Genomic DNA, 12,692 nt, shown 5'->3' with positions numbered 1-12,692 from the left:
AAGCGATTAAAACATATGTCATAAAATTAGATATACGACTTTATATTATACCAAAGATATTGTGAAATGGCTACAGTTCTGTACGCGTAAATCCCTTAATAAATGTCTTATATTTTAAAAAAAGGATCATCCCAGCAGTAGATACCCTCTACCGACTGAGATGACCCTCTTATCATTAGTATGCTTCAGTCCTCTTAAACGTTGAAACGGAAATGCATAACGTCGCCGTCCTGCACCAAATACTCTTTACCTTCTAGACGCAGTTGACCACGTTCTTTGGCACCATTCATTGAGCCTGCTGCCAAAAGATCTGCGTAAGCCACTACCTCAGCACGGATAAATCCACGTTCAAAATCTGTGTGAATTACACCAGCAGCTCCGGGTGCTTTAGTTCCCTTACGAATGGTCCACGCACGAACTTCCTGAACGCCTGCCGTGAAATACGTATACAAGCCTAGAAGTTTGTAAGCCGCTTTGATCAAGCGGTTCAGACCAGATTCTTCTAGCCCAAGTTCTTCTAGGAACATCGCTTTATCTTCGCCCTCAAGCTCGGCAATTTCAGCTTCTACTTTAGCACTGATCGGAACAACTTCAGCACCTTCAGTTGCTGCAAATTCACGTACTTGCTGCACATAAGGATTATTCTCAGCACTTGCTACTTCTTCTTCACTTACATTCGCTGCATACAGCACAGGCTTCAATGTTAACAAATGAAGATCACGGATAATAACCTTCTCGTCATCGGACAATTCTATACTACGTGCAGGTTTATCTTCGTAGAGCACTTCTTTGACGCGTTCAAGCAGTTCAACTTCTTGAGCGTATTTCTTGTCGCCGCCTTTGATGTTCTTACGGGAACGCTCAATCCGCTTCTCAATGCTCTCAATGTCAGCAAGAATCAGTTCCAAATTAATGGTCTGAATGTCGCTGATCGGATTTACTTTTCCATCCACGTGGGTAACGTTCTCATCTTCAAAACAACGAACGACATGAACGATAGCGTCTACTTCGCGAATATGAGCTAGGAACTTGTTGCCTAGTCCCTCACCTTTACTCGCACCGCGCACAAGACCAGCGATATCAACAAATTCAAAAGCAGTAGGTACAGTCTTGTTAGGTTGTACCAGCTCAGTCAGTTTATCAAGACGTTCGTCCGGAACTTCAACGACACCAACGTTAGGGTCAATCGTGCAAAAAGGGTAGTTTGCGGATTCTGCTCCCGCTTGCGTTATTGCATTAAACAATGTGGATTTTCCTACGTTAGGAAGACCGACGATTCCCGCTTTCAAAGCCATTTATATGACAACTCCTATTTTCAGCTAAATTGATCATCCGAATAAGTAATACGATCTAAACCATTATATATTAGAACATATTCTCCAGCAACACCGGATGTCTTACAGTTGTGTCAATCCAGCCTTATCCAAGCGAACCCATTTCAATAGGATTTGGCAAGTTCCAATACTTTTTGCACCGCCGGCTGATCCAATAGGGGCTTAGAAGTATCTGGATCAACCTCCACATCAGGGACTGTCTTCACTTCCTCGTTGCAGCTTCCATCAGAGTTAAGTCCCATCTCAAAGGAAAATCTGAATACATAACCGCTATTAGGCAATGCAACGACAAGTGGATCCATCCCTAGTCCGTCCCCACCTGTTCTGCCACCAACAACCGTCGCAAACCCGGTGCCTTTTGCAAATGCTGCAAAACCTTCCGACGCTGAATACACAGAGCTATCTACCAGCAAATAGATCTTTCCTTTAAAACCAACGGATTCTTGAGGGATTACTACATCTGTATTTTTACTATATGTCTTGAACATTTTTAATGCTTCCGATGGTAAATTAGGCAACTGTTCGTCTTTGATGTTGGTAATAGGCTGCTGCCCCCTTGTGATCTGACGTGCCTGCATAAAGGTCTCAGCATAGTTACCTCTTGTATAAAGTAAGTATGTATTGTATTCGATAGGTTTATTGATCAGCAGAGGAGCAATATGAGCTCTCCAGTAATTACTGTTTCCTCCGCCATTTCCGCGGATATCTAGAATTAATGTCTTATAATCTTTAACTTCTATTAAAAAATCACGAATCTCCGAACTATCCATCTCCATGAGACTTCCAGCAAAGCTTCGCATGCCTAGATACGCTATTTGCTCTGGCTCTATAATAACCTTTTTTACATTCCCGGAAGTCTTTCCTGTCTGACTCCCTGCCTCACCACTATTCATATCGTTAACGATGCCATTAGAGCTTTGCTGCTCCGCTAAAGGTTTCTGGTTGTAACGAGCCAACACATTTGGCTGTTGAAACACGTTGATCCAAGGCTCATAACCAAAACCTGCCTGAACATAGGCGTTTAGAAACCATGGATATTCTTCCTTAGATAAAAAATTGGTATGCCCATTATTTAACCTGCTAAGTACGAATTTCATTCGTCTAAAAAACTCATCATCTGTCTTCACTGCTGCAATTTCATTACGGTACTCCTCTTTGTTCGCAAGCCAATCCTCTCCATTTAGACGCTTATTTACCTCTAGGAAAGGGTAGTTCTCCTCAATAATCTTCCACATATAATCAAAATCCTCTAATCTTTGTTCCACTGTCAATGGAGACAACGCCGCTTCTAGCTGTTTTCCCGCTACCTTTGAAGAGGCTACCGGCGCAACCGGACTTGCCTGAACTTGCCCCGACGCAGATTGCTTTTTCCCTGGCGAATCCCCACGGTTGCAACTAACCAGTAACAGTATTGCAGCTACAGATAAAGCCGCTGGTAATACAAACCTTGGTCTCACCTTAATCCCCCTTCCAATATTCCATATAGCTGAATCCATTTTCAGGAATTTATTTAATAATCATATTTTTCTATTCCTCCTAATTCAAATATATTTATCACAATTATTTACATTAGTTTTCTTAGAACAACACAAAAAAGACCTCCTTCGAGGTCTCCACGTTAAGTATTACAAATCTTTAGACATCGTAATGTCAGTTACGGTATATCCCATTTTTTTGTAGAGCTCAAATGCACGATTGTTCTGACCGAAGACATGTAACCCGATTTTGGTGACGTTCATCTCACGAGCTTCTTCATCGAGTGCGACCATAGCCTGCTTGCCATAGCCTTTACTCTGATACGGTTCAAAAACATAGAAATCATAAATGAAAGCTTCTCGGCCGCTGCGGCCTTCACTTACATTAAACCAGATGTATCCTACCTGGATATCACTACTTATTTCTACTATAGAATATAGATAAGCGCCATCTGTGCTCAACCCTTTAGGTAAAGACTGTGTTATAGCTTCCTCAGACAGCTTCATCGCGATTTCAGGGTCCCAAGCGCCGGCTTTAATCTTATCTTCAGCGTAATCACGAGTAGCTTGACCTAAGAAAAATTGAAAAGCAGACTCATCCATATGAACCAATTTAATCATCATCTTTTTTCACTTCCTCACTTCTATATTTACCATATACTTTTATTTACGTATTAAACGGGAAGTCCCACGTAAAGTTGCTAAATCGGGAGCTCCGATGCCGAACATTGCTATCTTAAGCTCCAGCTCTACCTGAGCCAGTGCAGCGTCTAGCGCCTCTTCAGAATCTACTGCCGGTCCTAAAAGATTGCGTCCAAAGCCTGCTAAATCAGCACCGAGGGCCAATGCCTTCGCCGCATCCACACCATGCTTCAAGCCGCCGCTGCCAATCAATGCCCCCTTCGGGGAGACAGCACGTACCTCCGCAATGCAATCTGCGGTTGGAGTACCCCAGTCTGCGAAAGCTTCAGCCGCTGCGCGCCGTATAGGGTCTCTACTCCGAAACTTCTCGACCTGACTCCAGGATGTTCCACCTGCACCCGCTACATCAACAAAAGCTACCCCTGCATTATAAAGATGTGCTGCTGTATCACCGTCAATGCCCCAGCCGACTTCTTTTACACCTACAGGAACCTCAAGTGCACGGCATACTTTTGCTATCTGCGATAGTAAGGAAGCAAAGCCAGTATTCCCTTCCGGTTGGAAGACCTCTTGAAGACCATTGAGATGCAGCACAAGAAAATCCGCACCAGCAATATCCACAGCCCGGCGACACTCCTCAATCCCGAAACCATAGGACAGCTGTACGGCGCCAATATTAGCGATAACCGGTATATCAGGTGCTTTGTCCCGTACATAAAATGTTTCGGTTAGCTCAGAGCGCTCCACCGCCGCTCGCACAGAACCAACCCCCAGCGCCCATCCACGACGCTGTGCTGCCTCTGCTAGTCGGGCATTGATGGCTCCTGTAGCTGCACTGCCGCCTGTCATCGAGCTGATCAGCAGCGGTGTACGCAGTTCACGTTCCAGGAACGTGGTCTGCAATGATATATCATCGAAATTCAGCTCTGGAAGAGCATTATGCCGAAATCGGTAATGTTCAAACCCCGTAGTCACACCAACGCCACCAACTTCTTCATTTAGACAAAGGCGTACATGCTCTATTTTGCGTTCACCTGTCCTTGATGCAGGCAATAAAGACTTCTTATCTGAAACCTCTACAGTCGGTAGGTCATTGCCATGATCCGCGCCAGACTGCCTATTCGCATCATATGGTCCGGCCTCTTCTGGCGTATGATTCATGCTCCGTTCCTCCTATTCCTAAACTGCACTTATTATAACATATCCCTTCAGATGAATTTACAATATGAAGTGAGTGAAATACGAGGGATGCTTCATTTCTACCCACTAGGTGTTAATAGGTTGGTACACGCCGGAGCATAATAATTATAAAGGAAGTGCTCTGCAATACTTTCAGGAGGAACTTCCGATGAGATCAGATCGTGAACAACCCGTTCAGCCCCAAGTGATACAAGATAGAACCCATGCTTTTGCTCCAAAGAAACGCACCTCTTCACGACGCCGCAAACGAGTGATATGGGCTTGCGTCATTCTAATTCTCTGGTTAATCGGCGTCATGATATATCAGACACATAAACCTCTACCCGTTGGGATTTCCTATGAAAGTCCCATATACAAAGTGAACAATGTATCCTTCTGGCATGACCTAACCTATCCAGACGGTACGGACACAGGTAAGCAGGAGAGTGAAATTCTTCCGAGAATGCTACATATCATCGAGGAGTCAAGGGAGTTCTTAGTCATCGACCTGTTCCTGTTCAATGATTATACCCATAAAGATCAGTCATTCCCTCCAGTCAGTCGAATGCTGACAGATAAATTAATCTCACAAAAGCAAACCTATCCCGAAATGGAGATTGTCTTCATCACCGATGAGGTCAATACCAATTACAACTCAGCGCCCAATCATCTTCTGGAAGAAATGAAGGCGGTGGGGATCCGAGTCATCAAGACCGATGTTAATGACCTGCGAGATTCTACACCTGCCTATTCAGCCGTCTGGCGCACCTTCATTCAATGGTTCGGACAATCCGGTAAGGGCTTTATCCCCAATCTTATGGCCAGTGGTGGACCGGATATTACCGCTCGATCTTATCTGAAGCTGCTGAATGTGAAGGCGAACCATCGCAAAGTCATTGTCAGTGAGAACACTGCACTAATTTCCTCTGGAAATGTTCACGATGCCAGCGCCTACCACTCCAATATTGCTTTGGAGGTACAAGGTCCAATTATTGCCGATATTCTCCAGACCGAGCAGGCGGCAGCCAATCTTTCAGATGCAGGTCCATTGCTACTTCATAAGCCCAATTTCACCCAAGAAAAGAACCTACCATCAGCGGAAGCTCTAGAAGTTCGCTATTTAACAGAAGGAAAGGTATACAAATATGCGCTGCAAGGCATTAGGTCCGCACGGAAGGGGGATACCGTATGGATGGGGATGTTTTATCTTGCTGATGATGCCATTCTGGATGCGTTGGTAGAGGCTACATCACGCGGGGCTAAGGTAAACCTAATCCTGGATCCAAATCAGAACGCCTTCGGGCGCGATAAAATCGGGATCCCCAACCGTCCAGTTGCCATGGATCTGAACAAACGCTCGAACGGTGAAATCTCTATTCGTTGGTACAATACAACCAAAGAGCAATATCATCCAAAGCTGCTCTTTATCGCCAAACAAACCGGCAGCTCCATCGTTCTTGGCGGTTCCACCAATTTCACCACACGCAATCTAGATGACTACAATCTCGAGAATGATCTGTGGATTTCTATGAAGCGAGATCAGCCGCTGTTCAAAGATATGGAAGCCTACTTTAATCGGCTATGGAATAACGAGGGTCATACGTTCACTTTACCCTTTGAGGCCTACCAGAGCGATGTGACCTGGTTCAAGTACATCCTGTTCCGGCTGCAGACTAACCTGGGCTTTACTACTTTTTAAACAAAAACCACCGCAGAGAAGGCAGCACCCTCCGCGGTGGTTTAATCTGTAATGAAGTTATAGTAATGGAGACATTAATCTGGCGGCAGACTCCAGTATACGTACCACCATGCGTTTATTCATAAAGGTCTCATGCACAATCTGAGTGGTGGACAATAAATCCCGTTCAAAATCAGCAACAATTCGTGTAACGCTCTCTGTCTGAAGAAGCAATGCGTTTACCTCAAAGTTAAGATGGAAGCTCCGCATGTCCATGTTTGCTGTACCAATAGTCGCTATTTCACCATCCACGATTAACAGCTTAGAGTGTATAAAGCCCTTCTCGTATTCATAAATCTTCACTCCAGCCTCCAGCAATGCCGGGAAATAAGAATGCGAAGCCAGAAACGGAATCCATTTATCTGGCTTAGCAGGGAATAACAAGCGAACATCTAAACCAGATATAGCCGCTACACGTATCGCAGTCAGGATATCCTCGTCCGGAATGAAATAAGGGCTGGCAATCCAAACTGATTTCTCAGCTGAGGTGATCATGGAGAAAAATATATTTTTGAGTGCACGGCGTTCATTGTCCGGCCCACTCGCTATGATCTGTACTGCTCCGTCCCCTGTCATAAAGTGTAGCTGTGGTGTTAGATAATCCTGCTCCAGTATTTTTTCACCTGTAGTATGCATCCAATCTTGCAAGAAGATGATTTGCATCGTCCGTACCGCTTCACCTCTAACTAACATATGGGTGTCACGCCAGAATCCATAAGTTTTGCTGCGGCTTAAATATTCATCCCCCACATTCAGTCCACCCATGAACCCGACATCACCGTCGATAACGACGATTTTTCGGTGATTCCGGTAATTAACCCGGCTAGAGAAAAAGGAGGTGGAATTACCGTACGATGCCACTTGTACTCCAGCGTCAACTAACTCCTTCAAAAAGGCTCTGGAGAGTTGAAAGCTACCTACAGCATCATACATAAATCGGACAGATACTCCCGCACGCGCCTTTGCGATCAGAATCTGTTGAATACGCGTTCCAATGTGATCTGCACGGAAGATGTAATACTCCATATGTATATGGTGCTTCGCTTGTCGCAGCTCTAGCAGTAATGTCCCAAATGTCTCTTCACCATTGGTTAGGATACGCGTCTCTGAAGCAAAGGAAATAGGGGTACGTGCTAGTGTCTTGGATAATAATAGTAGTTTTTGACGCGAGGGGTCAAAGACCGACCAATCTTGATGCGTACGCAAAGCGTCATTCTCAATCCGCTCATAGGCCATAAGATCTCTTTGTGCTTTTTTATCATATTTACGACGTTTAAATACATTCTGTCCAAATAGAAAATAAAAGACCAAACCGAGCACCGGGATCAACGCAAGCAAAAGAATCCATGACATCGTAGTAGAAGGATTACGATTCTCCATAAAAATAGCTAAGCTAATTGAAACGACTGTCAGTGTGGAGAAAATACTAATAATTGTTCCAGCAGTACTCCCAAAAATACCAAAACCAAAATAATAAAATGCTATGAAAGCCCCAATAATAATTATAGATTGAAGTCCTCTTCTCATATTGTACCTACCTTCTTATTCATAAAAGCAACACCAAAATGACACATTTTATATATTACATGAAGAACCTATATCTTCCTAGACAATTACTGTGTAAAAATCTATTTACAACAAAACTGTAACCCTTCTGTTCTGAAATTTGTAATGACAAGATGGATCGAATATAATTATTTTGACCGATTAGTCAATTATAGAACTAGGTAGTCAGAAAGGAGGTTATCCCCCCAATGAGCGATAAAACTGTGGACAAGCAGGAACAGATTATTAAGATCGCCATGCAATTATTCGCTGTGAAAGGCTCCTCTTCCACGTCCATGCAAGAGATCGCCGAATTATGTGGAATTTCGAAGGGAAGCTTGTATCTAGTATTCAAATCCAAAGAAGAACTGGAACGCAGTATTTTTCTCTATTGTTACCGAATGATTCGTGATCCCTTATTACGTGAAGAACAAGAAACCCAAAGAACACCGCGTGAGAAGCTTAGGAATCAAATAGAAATTCTACTGAGTCATGTGTACGAATTACGTGAGTTCTTACAGCGTCAAATTCAGGAAGTTGCCGGAAAAGGATTTGATACTGAAGTACCGGAATGGCTGCGTAGAAACAATGCTTCCTTCTTGCGCTGGTTTCAGGTGAAGATGGAGACCCTTTATGGAAAAGACATCATCCCCTATACCGGAGATTTATGTATTGTAGGTCATGGACTAATCAAGTCATATATTGCGGTTATTTTTCGTCAGGATACCCACTTGTCCCTTGCCGTTATGGCTGATCATCTAATGAATCTGCTAGATATTATTGTAGCTGGTCTTCTTAAAAGTAAGCAGGCTCCTCTCATCAACTCTACCATTCTTGCAAGCTGGATGGAGGAGAATGAGGCGAGTAAGCGCAAGAATCCACTGCAGATCATTAAGGACATGAAGACTGCGGTCAGTAAATTAGATAGTATAGCACCCGAAGAGTCAGCCGATTTGCTGGAATCACTCAACATTCTAGAAGGTGAAGTTCTCTTACCACACCCACGCAAAGCAATCATACAGGGGATGTTGTCCAACCTCCAATCCTGCTCAGAGCTCACTACACCATTGGAAGAATTGAGAAAGCTGGTTACTTCTTTTTCAAATCATTCATGCTTATTTCGTTAATTGCTCTATAAAGAGTTCGTGAGAGAGAAGAACATGGATAGCGAGTATTATAAATTTTCAAAATGGCGCCCTATTTCGTAAAGAAAAGGCCCGAGAGGAGCAGAAACAACACTTATGAAAAGCTTAATTAATTTCTCGCTCAGGAACAAATTTGCCATTTGGCTTCTGACGATAATTATTGTATTTGCCGGTTTGTATAGCGGACTGACAATGAAGCAAGAAACCTTACCTAATATTAGTATACCCTATCTTAGCGTAACAACTATTTATCCGGGGGCTGCACCAGAAGGCGTCGTTAATGACGTCAGTAAACCGTTGGAGCAAAGGCTACGCAATGTGGATGGTGTAAAAACAATCACCTCCACTTCTCTGGAGAATGCCTCCAGTATCCAAATCGAGTTTGATTATGGAACGAATCTGGATAATGCTACAGCAGCAGTTCGCGAAGCGCTAAATGAGGTCTCATTGCCAGACAATGTGCAAAAGCCTTCCATTTCCCGTTTTAGCCTTAGCTCAATGCCTGTCGTCTCCCTTAGTTTATCGAATGGGGATTCAGAAGATCTCGAGGAACTAACCCGTATTGCCGAGAACGATATTCGCCCTGCCCTTGAAGATGTTGAGGGTGTTGCTTCTATTCAAATCTCTGGACAATACGTCAAAGAAGTTTCGCTTAAGTTCAATCAAGAGAAGCTCAAGCAATACGGACTGACCGAAGATACGGTTAAAGGGATCATTCAAGGCTCTTCCCTCCGTGTTCCACTAGGACTGTTCGAGATGGACAAAGCTCAAAAGGCAGTTGTCGTGGATGGCAACATCACCACCGTTGAAGATCTTAAAAACGTGACCATTCCAGTTATGCCAACTGGTGCAGCGAGCGCTGCTGGGGCTCCTGGAGCTGGCGCTGCCGATGCAGGTGCTGGAAGTGCTGCTGGTGCAGGCGCTGCTGGCGGAGCTGCAAATATGGGATTGCCAACCGTGAAGCTGGGAGAGCTTGCTACAATTGAGGTTGTTGGTAATTCTGAATCGATCTCCCGTACGAATGGTAAAGAATCGATCGGTATCCAGATTGTCAAAGCCAACGATGCCAACACTGTTGATGTCGTAAATGGTGTTAAGGACAAAACTGAAGAATTAAAAGCACAATATAAAGGCATTGACCTTACAGTTCTGCTTGACCAAGGTAAGCCGATTGAGGACTCCGTAAATACAATGTTGTCCAAAGCTGTATTTGGCGCCCTTTTCGCAGTAATTATCATTTTGGTCTTCCTGCGGAATATTCGTTCGACGATCATTTCTATCATCTCTATTCCTTTATCATTGCTGATCGCAGTGTTATGTCTGCGTCAAATGGACATTACGCTTAATATGATGACCCTTGGTGCGATGACCGTTGCCATTGGACGGGTAGTCGATGACTCGATTGTAGTCATAGAGAACATATACCGGCGTCTCTCGTTATCTGGCGAGAAGCTAAAAGGCCGGGAATTAATCAGTGCAGCCACTCGTGAAATGTTCGTACCAATCATGTCCTCTACGATTGTAACCATCGCGGTGTTCTTACCGCTTGCTCTAGTAAGTGGTATGGTTGGAGAGCTGTTCTTGCCTTTCGCTTTAACCATGGTCTTCGCCCTGCTCGCTTCATTGGTAGTTGCGATTACCCTGGTTCCTGCAATGGCGCACTCCCTGTTCCGCAACGGATTGAAAGGTAAGAAGACCCATAGTGAGAAACCAGACAGAATGTCTGCCGGTTACCAAAAGATTCTGAACTGGTGTCTTTCCCATAAACTCGTTACATTCGGAGTAGCGGTTCTGCTCCTGGCGGGCAGCTTGTTCCTGATCAAGCCTATCGGCGTTAGCTTTATGCCTTCCCAAGAGGATAAAACGGTTATGCTAACCTACTCACCGAAGGCTGGACAAAGAACTGAAGAAGTTCAAGAACAAGGCCTGAAAGCTGAGAAATATATTTTAGCGCAGCAGCATGTAGATAAAATGCAATATTCCATTGGTGGCGGCGGCCCGATGGGTATGGGCGGATCCAGCAACTCAGGACTCTTTTTCATCGTTTACGATAGTAATACTCCTGATTTTGAAAATGTAAAAGAGAAGTTGATCGAAGGTTTAACCGCAGAAGTCCCAGATGGTGTGTGGGGCGATATGTCCGCGATGATGAGCGGAGGTATGGGTGGAAGCACGTTAACCGTGAATGTATTCGGAGACGAACTAGATCAAATTAAGCCGGTAGCGGATGAGATCGCCAAGATCGTACAGGCTGACACCACTAATTTCAAGGATGGCGAAACAAGTCTCAAAGAAGCTTACGATCAATATACGATTGTAGCGGATCAAGAAAAGCTTAGCTCCCTTGGACTTACAGCGGGACAAATTGCGATGAAGCTTGCTCCTGCAGGTACACGTCCAGTACTCACAGAAGTAGAAATGGACGGCAAGAACTACAAAGTCTATATCGAAACTGATAAAGAAACGTATAAGAGCATTAAAGAAATGGAAGAGGCTACATTGACTTCACCACTAGGCATTTCCGTGCCAATCGGGCAAGTCGCTAAAATTGAAAACGGCTCTTCCCCTGACTCGATTACTCGGATGGACGGTAAGATGAAGGTTGATGTCACTGCCGAGATTATTTCAAGTGACGTCAATAGTGCTTCAAACCTCGTGAAGGAAAAAATAGATGCTATGGAATTACCAGATGGCGTGACGGTTAGCTTCGGTGGTGTAACCGAGCAGATCAATGACACATTTGGTCAATTAGGTATTGCTATGGCGGCTGCTATTGCCATCGTATACTTCGTGCTTGTGGTTACGTTTGGCGGTGGATTAGCTCCATTTGCTATCCTGTTCTCACTTCCTTTCACCATTATCGGGGTACTCGTAGCCCTTCTGATCGCTGGGGAAACCTTAAACGTCTCCTCCCTCATGGGTGCGCTGATGTTGATTGGTATCGTAGTCACGAATGCCATTGTCCTCATCGACCGCGTTATTCATAAGGAAAAAGAAGGAATGACCACACGTCAAGCCTTGCTTGAAGCAGGCGGCACACGTTTACGTCCAATCCTGATGACTGCACTTGCAACGATTGGTGCATTACTGCCACTGGTTACAGGACTTGAAAACAGTGCAGGGATCATCTCCAAGGGGCTAGGCGTTACCGTTATCGGCGGCTTGATCAGCTCCACGCTACTGACACTTGTAGTAGTGCCAGTCGTGTATGAATTCCTGATGAAATTCCGCAGTAAAAAGGTAATTGACTAGAACACTTGATGCATATCAAGTAAACATGCTAAATGAAGAAGCTGTCTACAAAGTAGTGAATACTACTTATGGGGCAGCTTCTTTTTTATGGAATGGGCAAAGTAACCCATTAGACTTTTGTAGGTGGGTGACGAGTGGTTGGACGGGCGGGGCATTGACGATAGGCGGTTGTGCGGTAGGCGGTGCATGATTTGCGATGGGTAGTTGTGCGGTGGACAGTAGGTCTAAACTAATTAGGGAAAAACTCCCTAAAAATTTCCGATAATCACTCTAAATGTACGAAATTAGGGAATTCCTCCCTAAAAAATAGCTAATTCACCTGATTTAGCGCCACATCAGGTGAATTATAGGGAGGTTTTCCCTAATCACATGTCTTATGACC

9 protein-coding genes are annotated in these 12,692 nt (G+C 44.4%); 4 read left to right on the top strand and 5 right to left on the bottom strand.

Annotated features, from left to right (window positions below):
* Positions 1-194: 194 nt before the first annotated feature.
* From ychF to fni, 4 genes are all read right to left on the bottom strand, one after another.
* Positions 195-1,295, bottom strand: a complete 1,101-nt coding sequence (ychF, locus tag MKX60_RS05770) for a redox-regulated ATPase YchF (RefSeq protein WP_060625988.1) — start codon at positions 1,293-1,295, stop codon at positions 195-197.
* A 143-nt stretch (positions 1,296-1,438) separates the two neighbouring features.
* Positions 1,439-2,791 (bottom strand): S41 family peptidase, encoded by a 1,353-nt coding sequence (locus MKX60_RS05765; RefSeq protein WP_341059279.1) that lies wholly within the window; start codon positions 2,789-2,791, stop codon positions 1,439-1,441.
* 168 nt (positions 2,792-2,959) lie between these two features.
* Positions 2,960-3,433 (bottom strand): GNAT family N-acetyltransferase, encoded by a 474-nt coding sequence (locus MKX60_RS05760; RefSeq protein WP_231573354.1) that lies wholly within the window; start codon positions 3,431-3,433, stop codon positions 2,960-2,962.
* Between the two features lie 39 nt (positions 3,434-3,472).
* Positions 3,473-4,612, bottom strand: a complete 1,140-nt coding sequence (fni, locus tag MKX60_RS05755) for a type 2 isopentenyl-diphosphate Delta-isomerase (RefSeq protein ID WP_341059278.1) — start codon at positions 4,610-4,612, stop codon at positions 3,473-3,475.
* A gap of 187 nt (positions 4,613-4,799) precedes the next feature.
* Between fni and MKX60_RS05750 the strand changes: the two genes are divergently transcribed.
* On the top strand, positions 4,800-6,329 hold the full coding sequence (locus tag MKX60_RS05750) for a phospholipase D family protein (RefSeq protein WP_341059277.1): 1,530 nt from the start codon (positions 4,800-4,802) through the stop codon (positions 6,327-6,329).
* A 57-nt stretch (positions 6,330-6,386) separates the two neighbouring features.
* Here the strand turns inward: MKX60_RS05750 and cls are convergent, their stop codons facing one another.
* Positions 6,387-7,895 carry a cardiolipin synthase gene (cls, locus tag MKX60_RS05745; protein WP_076285643.1) on the bottom strand — a complete coding sequence of 503 codons (1,509 nt, stop codon included), beginning with the start codon at positions 7,893-7,895 and terminating at the stop codon, positions 6,387-6,389.
* A 227-nt stretch (positions 7,896-8,122) separates the two neighbouring features.
* On the opposite strand from cls, the gene MKX60_RS05740 reads away from it, so the two are divergent.
* The 3 genes from MKX60_RS05740 to MKX60_RS05730 all read left to right on the top strand — a co-directional run bounded on the left by MKX60_RS05740 (position 8,123) and on the right by MKX60_RS05730 (position 12,500).
* On the top strand, positions 8,123-9,040 hold the full coding sequence (locus MKX60_RS05740) for a TetR/AcrR family transcriptional regulator (protein WP_341059276.1): 918 nt from the start codon (positions 8,123-8,125) through the stop codon (positions 9,038-9,040).
* Between the two features lie 114 nt (positions 9,041-9,154).
* Complete coding sequence (locus tag MKX60_RS05735) at positions 9,155-12,310, top strand: efflux RND transporter permease subunit (RefSeq protein WP_341059275.1); 3,156 nt, start codon at positions 9,155-9,157, stop codon at positions 12,308-12,310.
* Positions 12,303-12,500: a hypothetical protein gene (locus MKX60_RS05730; protein WP_341059273.1), complete on the top strand. Its 198-nt coding sequence runs from the start codon at positions 12,303-12,305 to the stop codon at positions 12,498-12,500. The genes MKX60_RS05735 and MKX60_RS05730 overlap by 8 nt, the downstream gene beginning before the upstream one ends.
* Positions 12,501-12,692 lie beyond the last annotated feature (192 nt).

This window comes from Paenibacillus sp. FSL R5-0914 (genome assembly GCF_038004525.1).
Lineage (GTDB): Bacteria > Bacillota > Bacilli > Paenibacillales > Paenibacillaceae > Paenibacillus_AQ.
Note: the sequence above shows the minus strand (reverse complement) of the source record. Positions and strands in the feature narration are given on the sequence as shown.

Excerpts from the sequence above, each read along its gene's own strand:
- ychF (WP_060625988.1), bottom strand. The coding sequence starts at position 1,295 with ATGGCTTTGAAAGCGGGAATCGTCGGTCTTCCTAACGTAGGAAAATCC.
- MKX60_RS05760 (WP_231573354.1), bottom strand. The coding sequence starts at position 3,433 with ATGATGATTAAATTGGTTCATATGGATGAGTCTGCTTTTCAATTTTTC.
- MKX60_RS05735 (WP_341059275.1), top strand. The coding sequence starts at position 9,155 with ATGAAAAGCTTAATTAATTTCTCGCTCAGGAACAAATTTGCCATTTGG.
- MKX60_RS05750 (WP_341059277.1), top strand. The coding sequence starts at position 4,800 with ATGAGATCAGATCGTGAACAACCCGTTCAGCCCCAAGTGATACAAGAT.
- cls (WP_076285643.1), bottom strand. The coding sequence starts at position 7,895 with ATGAGAAGAGGACTTCAATCTATAATTATTATTGGGGCTTTCATAGCA.
- MKX60_RS05740 (WP_341059276.1), top strand. The coding sequence starts at position 8,123 with ATGAGCGATAAAACTGTGGACAAGCAGGAACAGATTATTAAGATCGCC.
- fni (WP_341059278.1), bottom strand. The coding sequence starts at position 4,612 with ATGAATCATACGCCAGAAGAGGCCGGACCATATGATGCGAATAGGCAG.